The sequence below is a fragment of the Kitasatospora sp. NPDC001119 genome (assembly GCF_053598475.1).
On sequence record NZ_JBSFKI010000040.1, the window covers coordinates 1 to 16,990 of the forward strand.

The 16,990-nt window shown below is 70.5% G+C and carries 19 protein-coding genes; 8 read left to right on the forward strand and 11 right to left on the reverse strand.

The annotated features are described in order from the left end of the window. Window positions 1–551: acyl-CoA dehydrogenase family protein (locus ACWDD9_RS35120; RefSeq protein ID WP_449813887.1), on the reverse strand; the 551-nt coding region annotated here is incomplete at its 3' end. Between the two features lie 286 nt (window positions 552–837). Here ACWDD9_RS35120 and ACWDD9_RS35125 point away from each other — a divergent pair. Together ACWDD9_RS35125 and ACWDD9_RS35130 are read left to right on the forward strand one after the other, a co-directional pair. Next, window positions 838–2,175: a UDP-glucose dehydrogenase family protein gene (locus ACWDD9_RS35125; protein WP_049650016.1), complete on the forward strand. Its 1,338-nt coding sequence runs from the start codon at window positions 838–840 to the stop codon at window positions 2,173–2,175. Window positions 2,176–2,217: 42 nt separating this feature from the next. After that, complete coding sequence (locus tag ACWDD9_RS35130; protein ID WP_049650017.1) at window positions 2,218–2,631, forward strand: CoA-binding protein; 414 nt, start codon at window positions 2,218–2,220, stop codon at window positions 2,629–2,631. 11 nt (window positions 2,632–2,642) lie between these two features. Here the strand turns inward: ACWDD9_RS35130 and ACWDD9_RS35135 are convergent, their stop codons facing one another. Genes ACWDD9_RS35135 through ACWDD9_RS35145 form a run of 3 tightly spaced genes read right to left on the reverse strand, consistent with a single transcriptional unit; the run spans window position 2,643 to window position 5,554 of the window. Beyond that, window positions 2,643–3,857 (reverse strand): dipeptidase, encoded by a 1,215-nt coding sequence (locus ACWDD9_RS35135; RefSeq protein WP_375876630.1) that lies wholly within the window; start codon window positions 3,855–3,857, stop codon window positions 2,643–2,645. 36 nt (window positions 3,858–3,893) lie between these two features. After that, entirely contained in the window at window positions 3,894–4,418 is a 525-nt protein-coding gene (gene purE, locus ACWDD9_RS35140; RefSeq protein ID WP_049650019.1) for a 5-(carboxyamino)imidazole ribonucleotide mutase, read from the reverse strand. Next, window positions 4,415–5,554, reverse strand: coding sequence for a 5-(carboxyamino)imidazole ribonucleotide synthase (locus ACWDD9_RS35145; RefSeq protein ID WP_049650020.1), 1,140 nt, complete (start codon window positions 5,552–5,554; stop codon window positions 4,415–4,417). The genes purE and ACWDD9_RS35145 overlap by 4 nt, the downstream gene beginning before the upstream one ends. A 259-nt stretch (window positions 5,555–5,813) precedes the next feature. On the opposite strand from ACWDD9_RS35145, the gene ACWDD9_RS35150 reads away from it, so the two are divergent. Then, complete coding sequence (locus tag ACWDD9_RS35150) at window positions 5,814–6,374, forward strand: GtrA family protein (protein ID WP_049650021.1); 561 nt, start codon at window positions 5,814–5,816, stop codon at window positions 6,372–6,374. A gap of 143 nt (window positions 6,375–6,517) precedes the next feature. Here the strand turns inward: ACWDD9_RS35150 and ACWDD9_RS35155 are convergent, their stop codons facing one another. Both ACWDD9_RS35155 and ACWDD9_RS35160 read right to left on the reverse strand, forming a co-directional pair. Continuing rightward, on the reverse strand, window positions 6,518–7,762 hold the full coding sequence (locus ACWDD9_RS35155; protein WP_049650022.1) for an ATP-binding protein: 1,245 nt from the start codon (window positions 7,760–7,762) through the stop codon (window positions 6,518–6,520). A gap of 58 nt (window positions 7,763–7,820) precedes the next feature. Next, entirely contained in the window at window positions 7,821–8,495 is a 675-nt protein-coding gene (locus ACWDD9_RS35160; protein ID WP_030058577.1) for a response regulator transcription factor, read from the reverse strand. Window positions 8,496–8,825: 330 nt separating this feature from the next. On the opposite strand from ACWDD9_RS35160, the gene ACWDD9_RS35165 reads away from it, so the two are divergent. From ACWDD9_RS35165 to ACWDD9_RS35175, 3 genes are all read left to right on the forward strand, one after another. Next, window positions 8,826–10,349 (forward strand): peptide MFS transporter, encoded by a 1,524-nt coding sequence (locus tag ACWDD9_RS35165; RefSeq protein ID WP_117488113.1) that lies wholly within the window; start codon window positions 8,826–8,828, stop codon window positions 10,347–10,349. Window positions 10,350–10,458: 109 nt separating this feature from the next. After that, window positions 10,459–12,486: a prolyl oligopeptidase family serine peptidase gene (locus tag ACWDD9_RS35170; protein WP_449813888.1), complete on the forward strand. Its 2,028-nt coding sequence runs from the start codon at window positions 10,459–10,461 to the stop codon at window positions 12,484–12,486. Between the two features lie 66 nt (window positions 12,487–12,552). Then, entirely contained in the window at window positions 12,553–13,068 is a 516-nt protein-coding gene (locus tag ACWDD9_RS35175; RefSeq protein ID WP_049650025.1) for a DUF6879 family protein, read from the forward strand. A gap of 150 nt (window positions 13,069–13,218) precedes the next feature. Here ACWDD9_RS35175 and ACWDD9_RS35180 read toward each other — a convergent pair whose 3' ends face one another. Together ACWDD9_RS35180 and ACWDD9_RS35185 are read right to left on the reverse strand one after the other, a co-directional pair. Beyond that, on the reverse strand, window positions 13,219–13,473 hold the full coding sequence (locus tag ACWDD9_RS35180) for a hypothetical protein (RefSeq protein ID WP_380777870.1): 255 nt from the start codon (window positions 13,471–13,473) through the stop codon (window positions 13,219–13,221). Continuing rightward, window positions 13,470–13,835, reverse strand: a complete 366-nt coding sequence (locus tag ACWDD9_RS35185; protein ID WP_074003885.1) for an ATP-binding protein — start codon at window positions 13,833–13,835, stop codon at window positions 13,470–13,472. Before ACWDD9_RS35185 ends, ACWDD9_RS35180 begins: the two co-directional genes overlap by 4 nt. A gap of 283 nt (window positions 13,836–14,118) precedes the next feature. On the opposite strand from ACWDD9_RS35185, the gene ACWDD9_RS35190 reads away from it, so the two are divergent. Both ACWDD9_RS35190 and ACWDD9_RS35195 read left to right on the forward strand, forming a co-directional pair. Then, the gene (locus ACWDD9_RS35190; RefSeq protein WP_449813889.1) at window positions 14,119–14,979 is read left to right on the forward strand and encodes a helix-turn-helix domain-containing protein; all 861 of its coding nucleotides are present in this window, start codon (window positions 14,119–14,121) and stop codon (window positions 14,977–14,979) included. Then, window positions 14,972–15,172: a DUF397 domain-containing protein gene (locus ACWDD9_RS35195; protein ID WP_449813890.1), complete on the forward strand. Its 201-nt coding sequence runs from the start codon at window positions 14,972–14,974 to the stop codon at window positions 15,170–15,172. Before ACWDD9_RS35190 ends, ACWDD9_RS35195 begins: the two co-directional genes overlap by 8 nt. Before the next feature lie 96 nt (window positions 15,173–15,268). On the opposite strand, the gene ACWDD9_RS35200 is transcribed toward ACWDD9_RS35195, so the two are convergent. From ACWDD9_RS35200 to ACWDD9_RS35210, 3 genes are read right to left on the reverse strand one after another with little or no spacing between them, the layout of a single operon-like run. Beyond that, window positions 15,269–16,120 (reverse strand): helix-turn-helix domain-containing protein, encoded by an 852-nt coding sequence (locus tag ACWDD9_RS35200; RefSeq protein ID WP_449813891.1) that lies wholly within the window; start codon window positions 16,118–16,120, stop codon window positions 15,269–15,271. A 4-nt stretch (window positions 16,121–16,124) separates the two neighbouring features. Next, window positions 16,125–16,625 (reverse strand): DUF6879 family protein, encoded by a 501-nt coding sequence (locus ACWDD9_RS35205; protein ID WP_449813892.1) that lies wholly within the window; start codon window positions 16,623–16,625, stop codon window positions 16,125–16,127. Continuing rightward, complete coding sequence (locus tag ACWDD9_RS35210; protein ID WP_449813893.1) at window positions 16,594–16,872, reverse strand: hypothetical protein; 279 nt, start codon at window positions 16,870–16,872, stop codon at window positions 16,594–16,596. Before ACWDD9_RS35210 ends, ACWDD9_RS35205 begins: the two co-directional genes overlap by 32 nt. Window positions 16,873–16,990: the final 118 nt, after the last annotated feature.

The following is a 16,990-nucleotide window of genomic DNA, read 5'->3' on the forward strand; positions in this document are numbered from 1 at the left end:
TCCGGATCCGTCACCGCCATCACCGTGTAGAACTCGGACACCCCCGCGTTGGTGATCCAGCGCTTCACACCGTTCAGCACCCAGAAGTCCCCGTCCCGCACCGCCCGGGTCTTCATCCCCGCCGCGTCCGAACCCGCCTCCGGCTCCGACAGGCAGTACGAGAACATCCCCTCGCCCCGCGCCAGCGCCCCCAGGTACCTCGCCTTCAACTCCTCCGAACCCGACAGCTGCACCGGCAGCGACCCCAGCTTGTTCACCGCCGGGATCAACGAGGACGACGCGCACACCCGCGCCACCTCCTCGATCACGATCACCGTCGCCAGCGCGTCCGCCCCCGCACCGCCGTACTCCTCCGGCACGTGCACCGCGTGCAGGTCGTTCCCCCGCAACGCGTCCAACGCCTCCTGCGGGAACCGCCCCTGCTCGTCCACCTCCGCCGCGAACGGAGCGATCTTCGCCTCGGCCAGCGAACGCACCGCCTCACGGAGCATCCCGTGCTCCTCGGAGATCCGGAAGAGATCGAAGTCAGCCGCCCCTGCGCTGCCCGCCATGATGCCTGCCTCGTCGTTCAGTGACCGATGCCCGGGCGAGGCCCGATCGAGGTCCGATCGACGCCCGGTGCGAGTCGAATCCGCGGTTAACTACCGTTCAGTAGAGATCCTAGGGCGCCGACCTGCGGCTGCCTAGCGTCCAGCGGCCGCCCGGTCGTTCATGTCCGCGCCCCGGGGGCGACCGGCGGGACGGCCCCTCCGGCGTGCAGGTGATCCCGGGGCGCCCCCGGCGGGCGGATAGCATCAGGGCATCCGTACTGGTCGCGTCCGCATCCAAGGAGAACCCGTGACCCTCCGCATCTCCGTGATCGGCACCGGCTACCTCGGCGCCACGCACGCCGCCGCGATGGCCGAGTTCGGCTTCGAGGTGCTGGGCCTGGACATCGACCCGGACAAGATCGCCATGCTGACCGCAGGGCGGGTCCCGATGTACGAGCCCGGGCTGTCCGAACTGCTGCTCAAGCACGTGGCAGGGCACGAGGGTTCGACCGGACGGCTGCGCTTCACCACCTCCGCCCGGGAGGCCGCCGAGTTCGGCGACGTGCACTTCATCTGCGTCAACACCCCGCAGCGCAAGGGCGAGTTCGCCGCCGACATGTCGTACGTCGACACCGCGCTGGACGAGCTCGCGCCGCACCTGACCCGCCCCGCCCTGGTGGTCGGCAAGTCGACCGTCCCGGTCGGCTCGGCGGCCCGGCTGGCCGAACGGCTGGCCGCGCTGGCGCCGGTCGGCGAGGGCGCCGAACTCGCCTGGAACCCGGAGTTCCTGCGCGAGGGCTTCGCCGTGCGGGACACCCTGCGGCCGGACCGGATCGTGGTCGGCGCCCACAGCGAGCGGGCCGAGCGGCTGCTGCGCGAGGTGTACGCGGAGCCGATCGCGGCCGGGGTGCCGTTCATGGTCACCGACTACGCGACCGCCGAACTGGTCAAGGCGGCCGCCAACTCCTTCCTGGCCACCAAGATCTCCTTCATCAACGCGATGGCCGAGGTCTGCGAGGCGGCCGGCGCGGACGTCACCCAGCTCAGCAAGGCGCTCGCCTACGACGAGCGGATCGGCGGCAAGTTCCTCAACTCCGGCCTCGGCTTCGGCGGCGGCTGCCTGCCCAAGGACATCCGCGCGTTCATGGCCCGGGCCGGCGAGCTCGGCGCCGACCAGGCGCTGACCTTCCTGCGCGAGGTCGACTCGATCAACATGCGGCGCCGCTCCCGGATGGTCGAGCTGGCCCGCGAGCAGTGCGGCGGCGGCTTCCTGGGCCGCCGGGTCGCCGTCCTCGGCGCCGCCTTCAAGCCCAACTCGGACGACATCCGGGACTCCCCCGCCCTCAACGTGGCCGCCCAGATCCAGCTCCAGGGCGCCCAGGTCACCGTCTACGACCCCAAGGCCGTGGACAACGCCCGCAAGATGTTCCCCTCCCTCGCCTACGCCCACTCCGCCCTGGAGGCAGCCGAGGGCGCCCACGTCGTCCTCCACCTCACCGAGTGGTCCGAGTTCCGCGAGCTGGACCCGGCCGTCCTCGGCGCCGTGGTCGCCGAGCGCCGCCTCCTCGACGGCCGCAACGTCCTGGACGCCGAGGCCTGGCGCGCCGCCGGCTGGACCTACCGCGCCCTGGGCCGCCCGAGCTGACCGGGCAGGAATCCCGCACCGCCGCCCGGCGTTCCCACCGGCATGACGAGCTACGGCGACGACGCGGCGGTCCGCGAGATCCTCACCCGCACCGGTGACACCTGGGCGGTGGTGGGCCTGTCCACCAACACCGCCCGGGCCGCGTACGGGGTGGCCCGGGTTCTCCAGGAGTACGGCAAGCGGATCGTGCCCGTGCACCCGAAGGCCGAGACGGTCCTCGGCGAGCGGGGCTACGCCTCGCTCGCCGAGATCCCGTTCCCAGTCGACGTGGTGGACGTGTTCGTGAACAGCGCGCTGGCCGGGGAGGTGGCCGACCAGGCGGTCGCCGCCGGGGCGAAGGCGGTCTGGTTCCAGCTGGGCGTGGTGGACGAGGCCGCCTACGGGCGGACCCGGGAGGCCGGGCTGGCCATGGTGATGGACAGGTGCCCGGCCATCGAGATCCCGCGCCTCGGTTAGGGCCTGTCCGTCTAGGCCGAGGGGCCGTCCAGCTGCGCGATGGTGGCGATGGACGGGCGGCGGCCCGCCCGCAGCCCGGCGGCCGCCGACTCGGCGTCGCGCAGGACGCGGACGGCGTTGTGCCAGGTGAGCTTGGCCAGGTCGGCCTCCGACCAGTGGCGGCCGAGGAGTTCGGCGACCAGGTTGGGGTAGCCGGCCACCGAGTCCAGGCCGTCCGGCAGGAAGGCGGTGCCGTCGAAGTCGCCGCCGATGCCGATGTGGTCGATGCCGGCCACCTCGCGCATGTGGTCGAGGTGGTCGGCGACGGTGGCCGGGGTGGCGATCGGGCGCGGGTTGGCGGCCTCGAAGGCGCGCTGGCGCTCCATGGCCGGCGGGGTGGTGTCCAGCGGGTGGAAGCCGTGGGCGCGCATGTTCCCGTCCGCGGCGACGGTCCACTCGATGGCGGCGGGCAGGATGAACTTCGGCACGAAGGTCGCCATCGCCACGCCGCCGTTGGCGGGCAGCTGTGCGAGCACGTCGTCCGGGATGTTGCGCGGGTGGTCGCAGACCGCGCGCGAGGAGGAGTGGGAGAACACCACCGGCGCCTCGCTCACCCGCAGGGCGTCGCGCATGGTGTCGGCGGAGACGTGCGAGAGGTCGACCAGCATGCCGAGCCGGTTCATCTCCCGGACGACCTCCTCGCCGAACCGGGTCAGCCCGCCGGCCGCCGGCTTGTCGGTCGCGGAGTCCGCCCACGGCACGTTGTCGTTGTGGGTGAGCGTCAGGTACCGGACGCCCAGCTCGTACAGGGCGCGCAGGGTGGCCAGCGAGCAGTCGATGGAGTGGCCGCCCTCGGCGCCCATCAGGGAGGCGATCCGGCCCTCGGCGCGGGCGGCCTCCATGTCGGCGGCGGTACGGGCCAGGCGCAGCCGGTCCGGGTAGCGCTCCACCAGGGCGTGGACGAAGTCGATCTGCTCCAGGGTGGCGCTCACGGCGTGGTCGCCGGCCAGCGAGGAGGGGACGTAGACGGACCAGAACTGGGCGCCGACGCCGCCCTCCGCGAGGCGGGCGAGGTCGGTGTGCAGCCGGTCGCTCTGGTCGGCGGCGAGGTCGAGCGCGCCGAGGTCGTACCCGGCCTGCTCGCGCATCGCCCAGGGGAGGTCGTTGTGGCCGTCCACCACGGGGGCGGTGCGCAGCAGGGCGCGGGCGCGGTCCAGCGGGGTGGGGGAGTCCAGGTCAGCGGTCATGCGTGCTGTTCTACCCCACGCCCGCGGGTGGCCGAACTACTTGCCGAAGCCGAAGGACGCGGAACCGGCCACCTTGGCGCGCAGCTTCCGGCCCTTCTCGGTGGCCTGGTTGTTCAGCTCGGCCTGGAAGTCGGTCATCTTCTCGGTGAGCTCGGGGTCGAAGGCGGCGAGCATCCGCACCGCGAGCAGGCCGGCGTTGCGCGCGCCGGCCACCGAGACGGTCGCCACCGGCACGCCGGCCGGCATCTGGACGATCGACAGCAGGCTGTCCATGCCGTCCAGGTACCGCAGCGGCACCGGCACGCCGATGACGGGCAGCGGGGTGACCGAGGCGAGCATGCCCGGCAGGTGGGCCGCGCCGCCGGCGCCCGCGATGATCGCCTTCAGGCCGCGCCCGTGGGCCTGCTCGCCGTACGCGACCATCTCGCGGGGCATCCGGTGGGCGGAGACGACGTCCACCTCGTACGGGACCTCGAACTCGTCCAGGGCCTGGGCGGCGGCCTCCATGACCGGCCAGTCGGAGTCCGAGCCCATCACGATGCCGATGAGGGGGTTGGTCATTCGGTGATCGTTCCTCGCAGGTAGGCGGCCGCGTGGCGGGCGCGCTCGCGGACGTCTTCGAGGTCGTCCCCGAAGACGTTGACGTGGCCGACCTTGCGGCCGGGCTTCACGTCCTTCCCGTACATGTGGATCCGCAGCCCGGGGTCGCGGGCCATGCAGTGCAGGAAGGGGTGGTACATGTCCGGGTAGTCGCCGCCGAGGACGTTGACCATGACGGTCCACCTGGCGCGCGGGCGGGGGTCGCCCAGCGGGAGGTCGAGGACGGCCCGCAGGTGGTTCTCGAACTGCGAGGTGACGGCGCCGTCCTGGGTCCAGTGCCCGGAGTTGTGCGGGCGCATGGCCAGCTCGTTGACGAGGATGCGGCCGTCGCGGGTCTGGAACAGCTCGACGGCGAGGTGGCCGACGATGCCGAGGTCCCCGGCGATCCGCAGGGCGAGCTGCTGGGCCTCGTCGGACAGGGCCGGGTCGAGGTCCGGCGCGGGGGCGGTGACCTCGGCGCAGACGCCGTTCTCCTGGACGCTCTCCACCACCGGGTAGGCGACGGCCTGGCCGCTGGGCGAGCGGACGACGTTGGCGGCCAGCTCGCGGACGAAGTCGACCTTCTCCTCGGCCAGCACCGCGACGCCGGCCAGGAACGGGGCGTGCGCCTGCTCCTCGTCGTCGACGACCCAGACGCCCTTGCCGTCGTAGCCGCCGCGGACGGTCTTCAGGACGACCGGGTAGCCGGTGCCCTCGTTCGCGAAGGCGGTCACGTCGGCCGGGTCGGCGACGAGCCGGTGCCGGGGGCAGGGCACGTCGATGGAGTCCAGCTTGGCCCGCATCACGCCCTTGTCCTGGGCGTTGACCAGCGCCTCCGGGCCGGGGCGGACGGCGATGCCGTCGGCCTCCAGGGCCCGCAGGTGCTCGGTGGGGACGTGTTCGTGGTCGAAGGTGATCACGTCGCAGCCGGCGGCGAAGGCGCGCAGGGTGTCGAGGTCGCGGTAGTCACCGAGGACGACGTCGGAGACCACCTGTGCGGCGGAGTCCTGGGGCGTGTCGGCGAGGAGTTTGAACCTGACCCCGAGCGGGATGCCCGCCTGGTGTGCCATGCGGGCCAGCTGCCCGCCACCGATCATGCCCACCACTGGAAAATTCACATTGCCCGGGGAAGTCACGCGGCCCAGGATATCCGGGCCGGTCGGGGGCGGTGGAGCCGCAGGTGGGGCCGCTGGAGCGGACGCGCGTAGATGTCAACCTGGCGCCCTGGGGGCTGAGCCGTTCGATGGAAGCGGGTAGCCTGGACGGCTAGGTCCTGGTCTGCGCGGTCCGATCATGTGCGTGCACGCAGGGCTCAAGGGGCGGCCGCGCGACCGCGACCGGCCCTTTCGACCAGCAGGCACATGGAGGCACTCCGGTATGGCGACGAACGCGGCTTCGGAACCCTCACTCGCGCAGAAGCTGCGTGGGCTCAAGGGCGAAGTGGTGAAGTTCGGCATCGTCGGCCTGAGCGGCGTGGTGGTCAACTTCGCCGTGTTCTGGGTCTGCCTCAACGGCATGGGCCTGGCCTCGGTGCGGTCGAACATCGTCGCGACGGTGATCGCGATCGCGACCAACTACCTGGGCTACCGCTACTGGCTCTACCGGGACCGCGACGCCGCCTCCCGCAAGCGGGAGATCACGCTCTTCCTGGTCTACAGCGGCATCGGCATGCTGATCGAGACCGGCGTCCTCGGCTTCTCGGTGTACGTGCTCGACCTGCGCTCGCACTACGAGCAGATCGGCGCCAAGGTGATCGGCCTCGCCGTGGCCACCGTGTTCCGCTTCGTCTCGTACCGCACCTGGGTGTTCAAGGCCGTGCCGGAGACCGTCGAGCTGCCCGCCCAGCAGTCGGTGGGCGCCGCCGCCGGCCAGGAGCTGGCCGCGCAGGCCGAGCTGATGCTGGCCACCGAGCGGATCCGGCTCGCCAAGGCCGAGTAGGCCCCGCGGTCCTCGCACCACCCTCGTACCCCGCGCAGCCCCGGCTCGCCGAACCCGGCCGCCGGGGCTCGCCGCATCCCCGGCCGTATACCCCTGCCGCATCCCCCGCCGGATCCTGCCGTGTCCCGGCCGGCCCCAGGCCCTCAGTCCTGGTGGCTGCGTCCGAGGAAGAGCGCGAACACCGCCGGCTTCAGCGAGAGCAGTTCGAGCCGCCCGCCGTCCGCCTCCGCGAGGTCGCGGGCGACGGCCAGCCCGATGCCGGTGGAGTTGCGCCCGCTGACCGCGCGCTCGAACACCCGGTTGCCGAGGTCCGGCGGCACGCCGGCGCCCTGGTCCTGGACCTCGACGACCACCGAGGTGCCGGAGGGCCGGATCCGCAGGGTGATCGTCCCGGCGCCGTGCATCAGCGAGTTCTCGATCAGGGTGGCCAGCACCTGGGCGACCGTCCCCGGGGTGCCGACCGCGGTGACCCCGTGCAGCCCCTCCAGGGAGAGCACCCGGCCCTGCTCCCGCAGCGTCGGGCCCCACTCCTCCACCTGCTGCTTGATCACCTCGTCCAGGTCGAAGGCGACGGCGGTGGGGCTGCGCGGGTCGCGCTGGGTGGTGAGCAGCCGCTGGACCACGTCGGTGAGCCGCTCGACCTGCTGGAGGGCGATGGTCGCCTCCTCCTTGACCGTCTCCGGCTCCTCGGCGAGGGCGGTGATCTCCTCCAGCCGCATGGAGAGCGCGGTGAGCGGGGTGCGCAGCTGGTGCGAGGCGTCGGCGGCGAGCCGGCGCTCGGCGGTGAGCATCCGGGCGATCCGCTCGGCGCTGGTGTCCAGCACCTCGGCGACCCGGTCGAGCTCGGGCACCCCGTAGCGGCGGTCGCGCGGGCGCGGGTCGCCGGAGCCGAGCCGCTCGGCGGTCTCGGCGAGGTCGGTGAGCGGCCGGGCGAGCCGCTTGGCCTGCCAGACGGCGAGCGCCACCGCGGCCTGGACGGCCAGCAGGGCGACCACGCCGAGCAGCAGCAGGTTGTTGGCGATCTCGTGGTCGACGTCCTCGCGGGACTGCTCGACGGTGACGGTCTCGCCGCTGTTGCCCCGCTCGACGGCCTTCAGCAGGTGGTTCCCGGCCGGGCGCTCGCCGGCGGAGACCACCGGCTGGCCGGGCACCTGCACCTCGACGTAGCTGCCCTCGGTGACCTGGCTCTCGAAGGCCCGCCCGGTGACCGGCTCGCCCGCGGCGAGCCGACTCTCGACCAGGGCGAGCACCCGGACGGCGGCGGCGTCCACCCGGTCCTGGGCCGAGTTGACGATGGTCCGCTTCTCGACCAGGGCGAGCGGCACGCAGAACACCACGACGACCACCAGGACGACGCCCAGCAGCGAGTTGATCATCCTGCGCTTCACGCTGCCGCTCCCCGGGGTGTTCCGCCGCCGCGGGCCGAGGGCCCGGTCTCCGTCAGGGTCAATTCTTCTCGAACCGGAACCCCACGCCGCGCACGGTGGCGATGTAGCGCGGGTTGGCCGCGTCGTCGCCGAGCTTCTTGCGGAGCCAGGAGATGTGCATGTCCAGGGTCTTGGTGGAGGTCCACCACGTGGTGTCCCAGACCTGCCGCATGATCTCCTCGCGGGTGACCACCCGGCCGGCGTCCCGGACCAGGACGCGCAGCAGCTCGAACTCCTTGGCGGAGAGGGTGAGCTCCTCGTCGCCGAGCCAGGCGCGGTGGGACTCGATGTCGATCTTCACCCCGTGCGCGCCGGTGGTGAGCTGGTCGACGTTGCCGCGCCGGAGCAGGGCCCGGACGCGGGCGAGCAGTTCGGCCAGGCGGAAGGGCTTGGTGACGTAGTCGTCGGCACCGGCGTCCAGGCCGACCACGGTGTCCACCTCGTCCGCGCGGGCGGTGAGCACCAGGACGGGGCAGCTCTTGCCGTCGGCACGCAGGCGGCGGCAGACCTCCAGGCCGTCCATCTCGGGCAGGCCGAGGTCCAGGACGACGAGGTCGACCTCCTCGGTGAGGCCGGCGGCGAGTGCGGTCGGACCGTCCTCGCGGACGAGCACCTCATAGCCCTCGCGTCGCAGGGCCCGGGCGAGCGGTTCGGAGATCGCCGGATCGTCCTCGGCGAGCAGCACACAGGTCATGTGGTGATGGTAGTCCGCCGGGGTATCCCCGTACGCCCTGTGAGGTAGTTCACAGAGCGTGATCGTTATACAAGGCCGCAATCGGGCTCAACAGGGCGCAACAGACCGGCCCTTCGGTGAAGAATCGCCTGTTGGATCTTGAAACCGAAGGGAGACACGCCCGTCTACCATCGATAGATCGGGCAGATTTGTCGCCAACTTTGCCATTCACATACCTGATTCAAGACTTTTGTCATCTGATAGAGCCAAATGTCGCCACGTAGAGTGGTTTGGTCCACGTCCGCCGCCCACCCCCCTACGCGGACGCTGTCAGGCAAGGAACCACTACTCATGGCGTCTAAGACCCTGGACACCGACGCGACGTCGGCATCTCCCAGCGGCAAGACCTTCCTCGGGCATCCCCGAGGTCTCGCCACGCTGTTCATGACCGAGATGTGGGAGCGCTTCTCCTACTACGGCATGCGCGCCCTGCTCATCTACTACCTGGTCTCCGGTGGCGCCGACGCCGCCGTCGGCAGCCAGGGCGGCGGCCTCGCCATGAAGGCGACGACGGCGACGGCGATCTACTCCGTCTACGTCTCGATGGTCTACCTCATGGCCTACCCGGGCGGCTGGTTCGGCGACCGGGTCTGGGGCGCCCGCAAGACCGTCGCCATCGCCGGGTTCGTGATCATGTCCGGCCACATCGCGCTGGCCGTCCCGGGCCAGGCGGCGTTCTTCCTCGGCCTGCTCCTGGTCGCGCTCGGTTCCGGGCTGCTGAAGGCCAACATCTCCACGATGGTCGGCCAGCTCTACAACGGCCCCGAGGACCCGCGCCGCGACGGTGGGTTCACCGTCTTCTACATGAGCATCAACCTCGGTGCCTTCGTCGCCCCGTTCGTCATCGGGACGATCGGCAAGGAGTACAACTGGCACCTGGGCTTCGGTCTGGCCGCGATCGGCATGGCCCTCGGCCTGACCCAGTTCCTGCTCGGCAGCCGCCACCTGAACCCGGTGAGCAGCGAGGTCCCCAACCCGCTGCTGCCCGAGGAGCGCAAGCGCCTGCTGAAGAAGGCCGGCCTGACGGTGCTCGGCGTCGCCGCCTTCTACGGCGTCGTGGCCGGCCTGGGCGTCTACACGCTGAACTGGGCCCTCGTCCCGCTGACCATCGCCGGTCTGCTGATCCCGATCACCGTGCTGACCCGGATCAAGCGCGACAAGGACCTGACCGCCGACGAACAGTCCAAGATGTCCGCGTACATCTGGTTCTTCGCCGCGGCCGCGATCTTCTGGATGATCTACGACCAGGGCGGGTCGACGCTCTCCCTGTTCGCGGACAAGAAGACCGCGGACTCCCTGTTCGGCCTCGGCTTCTCGGCCACCTGGTACCAGTCGCTGAACCCGCTGTTCGTGATGGCGTTCGCGCCGGTCTTCGCCTGGCTGTGGCTCTGGCTGTCCCGCCGGGACAAGGAGCCGAACACCATCGTGAAGTTCTCGATCGGCCTGCTCCTGGTCGGTGTCTCGTTCTTCGTCTTCATCATCCCGATGACCATGGCGGACAACGGCACCCTGGTCTCCCCGCTCTGGCTCGTCTCGATCTACCTGATCCAGACCATCGGTGAGCTCTGCCTCTCCCCGGTCGGCCTCTCGGTCACCACCAAGATGGCGCCGCGCAAGTACGCCTCCCAGATGATGGGCGTCTGGTTCCTCGCCGTCACCGCCGGTGACTGCACCACCAGCCTGCTCTCGCTGGCCGGCGTCAGCCTCAACGGCACCGGGATCATCGCGATGCAGGCGTCGCTCGCGGCCCTCGCCGGGTTCGCCATCTTCACCTACCGCAAGAAGGTCCAGGCCCTCATGGGCGACGTGCACTGACGCCCGTCCCCGCCCGCTCCGGGGCCGCCGTGGATTCCAGGATCCGCGGCGGCCCCGAGTGCTTTTCCCGCTCGACAGGAGCCCGTCGGCCGTGCCTATGGTGCCCGGCATGACGACCCCCTCCTTACCCCGCCAGCTGGCCCGCACCCGGCGCTTCACCCTGGGCGTCCCCACCCGGCCCGAGCCCTCGGCGGACGGCGCCACCGTGCTCTTCCTGCGCGGCCGCTCCGGCACCGACCCGCTCGCCTGCCTCTGGGCCCTGGACACCGCCACCGGCCAGGAACGGCTGCTCGCCGACCCGGCCGTGCTGGGCGCCGACGAGGGCATCGCCGCGTACAGCACCGACGCCGCCGGCACGCTCGCCGCCTTCGCCCTGGACGGCGCCCTGTGGCTGGCCGACACCGCCGCTGGCACCGTCCGCGCCGTCCCCGTCCCCGGCCCGCCGCAGGACCCCAGGCTCGACCCGACCGGGCGCCGGATCGCCTACGTCCGCGGCGGCGCCCTGCGGGTGGTCGGCGTCGACGGCACCGACGACCGCCCGCTCGCCGAACCCGAGGCCGAGGACGTCTCCTACGGGCTCGCCGAGTACGTCGCCGCCGAGGAGATGCACCGCGACCGCGGCCACTGGTGGTCCCCCGACGGCACCGCGCTGCTGGTCGCCCGGGTCGACGACCGCCCGCTCGCCCGGCTCTTCCCGGCCGACCCCGCCGACCCGCACCGCCCGCCGCGCGCCGTCCGCTACCCGCTCGCCGGCACCGCCAACGCCGAGGTCTCGCTGCGGCTGCTCGGCCTCGACGGCAGCGACACCGAGGTCCGCTGGGACCGCACCGCCTTCGAGTACCTGACCGCCGCCGGCTGGGACGGCCACGGCCCGTACGCCGCCGTGCAGAGCCGCGACCAGCGCACCGTCCTTGTGGTGGCCGTCGAGCCGGACGGCACCACCCGGCCGCTCGCCGAGCGCCGGGACGCCCACTGGGTCGAGCTGCTGCCCGGCCTGCCCGCCCGCACCGCGGGCGGCGCCCTGGTGGACACCGCCGACCTCGGCGACACCCGGCACCTGACCGTCGACGGCGAACCGGTCACCCCGCCCGGGCTCCAGCTGCGCGCGGTGCTCGGCACGGAGGGCGAGCAGGTGCTGTTCACCGCCTCCGAGGAGCCCACCGAGACCCACCTCTGGACGTACGGACCGGACGGCGGCATCCGTCGGCTGAGCGACGGCCCCGGGCTGCACACCGGCGTGCGGCGCGGCGGCACGCTGGTGCTCACCACCCGCACCCCCGGGCACCCCGGCGGCCGCTCCACCGTCCTGCGCGAGGGCCGCCCGGCGCTCCCGCTCACCTCGTACGCCGAGCCGCCCGTCGTCACTGCCGCGCCCGAGCTGCTCAGGCTCGGCCCACACGCCCTGCGCGCCACGCTCTTCCTCCCCGCCGGCCACCGCCCCGGGGACGGCCCGCTGCCCGTCCTGCTCGACCCGTACGCCGGGCCCGCGATGCAGAAGGCCACCACCGGCGGCTTCTGGTGGGACCAGGTCTCGCAGTGGTTCGCCGACCAGGGCTTCGCGGTGCTCGTGGTGGACGGCCGGGGCACCCCCGGCCGCGGGCCCCGGTGGGAGAAGGCCGTGTACGGCGACAAGGCGACGCTCCCGCTGGCGGACCAGGTCGAGGGCCTGCGGGCGGCCGCCCGGCTGCGGCCCGGGCTGCTCGACCTCGACCGGGTCGGCATCCGCGGCTGGTCCTACGGCGGCTACCTCGCCGCCCTCGCCGTATTGAGGCGCCCGGACGTCTTCCACGCCGCCTCCGCCGGGGCCGCCCCCACCGACTGGCGGTTCTACGACACCCACTGGCAGGAGCGCTTCCTCGGCCACCCCGACGAGCACCCCGAGCACTACGACAGCGGCTCGCTGATCGCCGAGGCGCCGAAGCTGAGCCGCCCGCTGCTGCTGATCCAGGGCCTCGCCGACGACAACGTCTACCCGGCCCACACCCTGCGGCTCTCCGCCGCCCTCCTCGCCGCCGGCCGCCCGCACGAGGTCCTCCCCCTACGCGCCACCGGCCACCGGCCCACCGACGAGGCGGTGGTGGAAAACCTGCTGCACCACGAACTGCACTTCCTGTGCCGCTCGTTGGGAATGAAGTGATCAGCACCGCGCCACCGAACGCCTGCCCAGCGAACGGGCCGGTGCCTATGATCAGGGAGGCATGTGATGCCGTCGAGCGTGCCCGGCTTCGCTGAGCTGCTTGAGCAGTGCCAGCGGTCCGCCGTCCATCTGGAGCTGCGGGACTCGTACGCCCCGACGGATCGGTTCGAGGCCTGGCAGCGCGGTGAGCGGATCAACTGGGAGGACCAGGCGTCCTGGTGGCATCCCTATGACCAGTTGATCACGGACGCCGTGGCGCGGGGCGTGGTCATTCGCCGAGCCCGGGTGGTCTCCGAGCCCGTGTCCGAGTACATCCGGTGGGAGCACTACGTCACCCACGCCAACGTCACGGCCGGCGAGCAGGTCCGCTGGCTGCCACGGCGGCAGGCCACGAGCATCCCCCTGCCCGGGAACGACTTCTGGCTGTTCGACGGTGCGCTGCTTCGAGTGCACCACTTCTCCGGGGACGGCGCCGTGGTCGAGGACGAGATCACGACAGAGCCGGACGCCGTGACGCTGTGCACCACCGCGTTCGAAGCAGTCTGGGAGCGAGCGCTCCCGCACCATCTGTACGAGATCTGACGAAGACCGGCTCCATGCCCGCGAGGCCCTCGCCCTGGGTGGGCGAGGGCCTTCGCGTGTTTCAGTACTGCTCGTCGCGCGCCTCGGGGCGGGGCATCCTGAGGGTCGCGAGGACGCCGAGGGCGAGGAGGCCTGCGCCGACGAAGAACCTCACGGCTGCCCTCCCTCGTCGTCATCGTCCAGTTCGCGGAGCAGGCGGAGGAGGTTGAGCAGAGTGCTCACCGGAGCGTTCCCGAAGTCGATCAGGATGCGCCCGTCGATGGTGGTCTCGCCCGGCGAGGCGGACCCCCAGAGGAGCCCGTGCGGCAGGCCGCGCCTGTGCAACTCGCCCAGAAGGGCCATGAGGTGGGGTTTGGTGTAGTCACGCATCCGGGGGTCCTCCGGCAGGACGGGGTAGCCGGTCACGCGCGGCAGTCCAGCTCGTACCAGATGGATTTGCCGCGCTTCTGCGGGTCGACGCCCCAGCGGTGGGTGAGGCCCTCCACGAGTTGGAGGCCCCGGCCGGACTCGGCGGAGTCGGCGGGGGTTCGCCGCCGGGGGAGGGCGTCGCTCTCGTCGGAGACGGTGACCCGGAGGGTGCGGCCGAGGACGGAGAACCAGACGACGGGCGCGGGGGTGTCGCCGTGCCGCCAGGCGTTGACGACGAGCTCCATCAGGGCGAGTTCGGCGTTGAAGATGCTGTCGGCGTCCCAGCCGCCGCTACGGGTCATCGCGTCCCGCAGGGCTTGGCGGGAGAGGGTGAGCGAGGGGGTGTTACGGGTGCACACGGGAACCTCCGTGAGGCTGTGGCGTGGGGAGGGGGATGACGGTCGTCACCGTGAGCCAGGCCGGGGCGGCGGTTGCTCTTCGGTGCGCAGGCAGCAGGCGCCTACTGCCCTGGATACAGCCATTGCTGACGATCCGTCGGATCGAGCTGGAACGACGGTAGCGCATTCGCTCTTTAATTAAAGCCAAACAGACGGAGGTTCCTCCGCACGAGGGAACGAGCCCGGATGGCTCCTCCGACGGCCGACGCGGCACACTGGCCTCTGCACCGGCAGAGAGGACGCCATGGCACTTCGGATCCCCACCCTTCGTCAGCGACGGCTCGGTGCCGAACTGCGGAGAATGAGAGAGCAGGCCGGCTTCGGCGGCAGCTACCTCGCCAGGCTTCTCGGGGTGACTCCCGCCCTGGTGAGTCAGATGGAGATCGGAAAGTCGGCCGTCAGCGTGGCTCGCCTGCACGAGATCGCGGAAGCCTGCATGTGCGCCAATGCCCCTCTGGTCGAAGCGCTCGCTGACATGGCCAGGGAACGAGACTCGGCCTGGTGGGATGAGTATCGAACGGTACTCGCAGCCGCCCCGATCGATGTCGCGGAGATCGAAGGGCGCGCGAAGAGACTCACGAGCTTCACCATCGGCATCATCCCGGGACTGCTACAGACGAACTCGTATGCGACTGCGGTGTTCGCGACAGGGTTCACCTCTCTCCCCGATCGAGAGGTTGATCGCAGAGTGAAGTTTCGGCTGCGGAGGCAGCAGATCATCCGGTCCGGCGAAACGCCGTACACGGCACTCGTTCACGAAGCAGCATTGCGCATCCAGTACGGCGGGCCGGCAGTACTCAAGGAACAGCTCAATTCCCTCGTCCGGAACGCCGAACTTCCGAACGTCTCACTGCGAGTCGTGCCCTTTGCGACAGCCAACTTCCCTGGCCCCAGCGAGAACCTGCTCTACGCGGAGGGGCCGGTGCCAGAGCTGGACACAGTACAGGCCGACTCGTCTCACGGCTCCCACATCTTCGACTCACCCGCCCAGCTGGCGGGCTACCGCGCCATCTTGGAGCGCATCAAGGCCGTCGCGCTCCCGGACAACGAGTCTCGGGATCACATTCGCTCGATCATGAAGGAAATGAACGACAGGCATGAATAGCACCGACTGGCAGAAGTCCAGCTTCAGCGAGGCCAACAACAACTGCGTTGAGGTGCGGGCTGCTGACGGGGTGGTCGAACTCCGTGAGTCCGACGAGGGCGATGTCATTGTCCGCACCACCCACCCCAAGTTCGCCAACTTCCTCCAGGGCGCCAAGGCCGGCGAGTTCGACCACCTCACCACCAACCCCTGAAGGGAACGCACATCGCCCCCGCCGAGCCGCTGCTCGACGGGGGCGACATGAACCCGGCGTACAGGCCGACTCTGACGATGCCCCGGGGTGGCGCTCTCAGGCCCCTTGAAGACGGCCACGGGCCGCTTCGATCTCGTTTCGGGCCGCAGTACCGAACACCGCTTGGTCCCGCAGAGCGGCGAACACGCGGACGAAGTACGAGATGTTCTCGGGCCTGGACGTCTGGAATGCCCCCGACCAGAACTCCTGCTTGAGCAAGCTCTCGTCGAACAGGTAGAAGCCCTCGCCAGGGTAGAGCGACCGTGGCCGACCTTGCGGGATGATCCCGATGGACACGTACGGGAGCCTGGACACTTCCAGGAGGTGGTCAAGTTGCCCGTTCATCACCTCAGCACCACCCGTATTGTTGGTTAGCGCTGAGGCTTCCAGGAGGAACGAGAACATCGGTGCCCCGGTGCCGAGGAACCGCTTCCGGACCATGCGGTTCTGTGCCGCTTCCTCCACGTCATCCAACGGCAGGCCGTGCAGCTTGGCATGGATGGTGAACTGCGCCTTGGCGTAATCGACCGTCTGTAGGAAACCGGGGACGAACAGCGACTCGTACACCCGGAGCAGCTTGGTCTTCGCGTACAAGTCCATGGCTTTGAACTGGAGACGCTTCATCCCCGGTCGGTGCCACCGCTTGTAGTCGGTCCACATCTGCTCGATCTCACGACTCATCGCGATGAGTTCGGGAGTCTGCCCCTCGACGGCACAGGCCGTTGCCCACCTTCGGATGTCTTCCTCGGCCGGGATCTGCGTCCCGTGCTCGATCTTCGACACCTTGGTCTTGTGCCAACCGCAGCGCTGCGCGAGTTCGACACCCGAAAGGTAGGCATCCTGACGGAGTTCCTTGAGCTGCGTCCCGAATGCGCGCCTTGCGGACTCGGATGGTTTCTGGCCGGACATGTCGCTACGGCTTGTACTCGCCATTGGGGACGCCGAGCGACCATGCCTGCTCGAACGCCTCGTTGCAGAACCGGACCACGTCCGGATCGGTTGAGAGCTGGATGTCGGCCTGTTGATTGTCTCCCCCGATGAGGTTGAAGACCACCAGGTCATCCCGGATCAGGCAGTCGTTCCCCGGCAAGGGCAGCGCCGACACGAGACGGCGGGTTAGCCACCGAAGACGCTCCGTGGGGTCGGCCGGCTCGACCGCCATCCGCTGGTAGCCCGAGAGGGGTTCGGAGACGACCCGCACACGCCGGTAAGGAAAGCCGGCGGCGGCCTTCCCGGTCAGGAACGCCCGATGTCCGCGCATCGTCTCCTCGGCCGTCCCGCGGTCGCCTGGGCGCCACGCCTCGGACAACGGGCGGTCCACCTCATAGGAGTCCCGCAGCTCAAACTTCCGCACCTCTTGGACGGGCTCGCCGAACAGCGGCTCAATTCGGCGTGCCGCCGAGATCAATTCCATAACGCTCCCTGACGTGCTTCCGCACGAACACATCCATGGTCCGCCCGGACATCTCCCCGAACGTCTCGTCGTCGGCAAGTGCGACGAGCTGATCCCGAACCTCCGGCCCGCACTCTTTGAGCTGCACGATCCATGGGTCACGGTCGGTCTCATAGAACGTCTCGCACTCGACGCCGCCCTGAGAGGTGGGGTCCGCGCAGAAGAACGTAGCGGTCAAGTCGTCGCCGTCGCTGCTGTGTTGCCGCATGTTGCTCCCCCATGATCCGGCCGCATGTCACCTCCGGCCTTCGCCCTACGGCCATCCCAGGGTCAAGCGTTCGACAGCACCGAAGCTCACTCAGGCGACTTCCAGCAACTATGAGCAA

Bases quoted from the DNA above. Each gene is read 5' to 3' on its own strand.
- ACWDD9_RS35205 (WP_449813892.1), bottom strand. From the start codon at position 16,625: ATGGAATTGATCTCGGCGGCACGCCGAATTGAGCCGCTGTTCGGCGAG.
- purE (WP_049650019.1), bottom strand. From the start codon at position 4,418: ATGACCAACCCCCTCATCGGCATCGTGATGGGCTCGGACTCCGACTGG.
- ACWDD9_RS35135 (WP_375876630.1), bottom strand. From the start codon at position 3,857: ATGACCGCTGACCTGGACTCCCCCACCCCGCTGGACCGCGCCCGCGCC.
- ACWDD9_RS35160 (WP_030058577.1), bottom strand. From the start codon at position 8,495: ATGACCTGTGTGCTGCTCGCCGAGGACGATCCGGCGATCTCCGAACCG.
- ACWDD9_RS35200 (WP_449813891.1), bottom strand. From the start codon at position 16,120: ATGTCCGGCCAGAAACCATCCGAGTCCGCAAGGCGCGCATTCGGGACG.
- ACWDD9_RS35130 (WP_049650017.1), top strand. From the start codon at position 2,218: ATGACGAGCTACGGCGACGACGCGGCGGTCCGCGAGATCCTCACCCGC.
- ACWDD9_RS35150 (WP_049650021.1), top strand. From the start codon at position 5,814: ATGGCGACGAACGCGGCTTCGGAACCCTCACTCGCGCAGAAGCTGCGT.
- ACWDD9_RS35170 (WP_449813888.1), top strand. From the start codon at position 10,459: ATGACGACCCCCTCCTTACCCCGCCAGCTGGCCCGCACCCGGCGCTTC.
- ACWDD9_RS35175 (WP_049650025.1), top strand. From the start codon at position 12,553: ATGCCGTCGAGCGTGCCCGGCTTCGCTGAGCTGCTTGAGCAGTGCCAG.
- ACWDD9_RS35210 (WP_449813893.1), bottom strand. From the start codon at position 16,872: ATGCGGCAACACAGCAGCGACGGCGACGACTTGACCGCTACGTTCTTC.
- ACWDD9_RS35195 (WP_449813890.1), top strand. From the start codon at position 14,972: ATGAATAGCACCGACTGGCAGAAGTCCAGCTTCAGCGAGGCCAACAAC.
- ACWDD9_RS35165 (WP_117488113.1), top strand. From the start codon at position 8,826: ATGGCGTCTAAGACCCTGGACACCGACGCGACGTCGGCATCTCCCAGC.
- ACWDD9_RS35190 (WP_449813889.1), top strand. From the start codon at position 14,119: ATGGCACTTCGGATCCCCACCCTTCGTCAGCGACGGCTCGGTGCCGAA.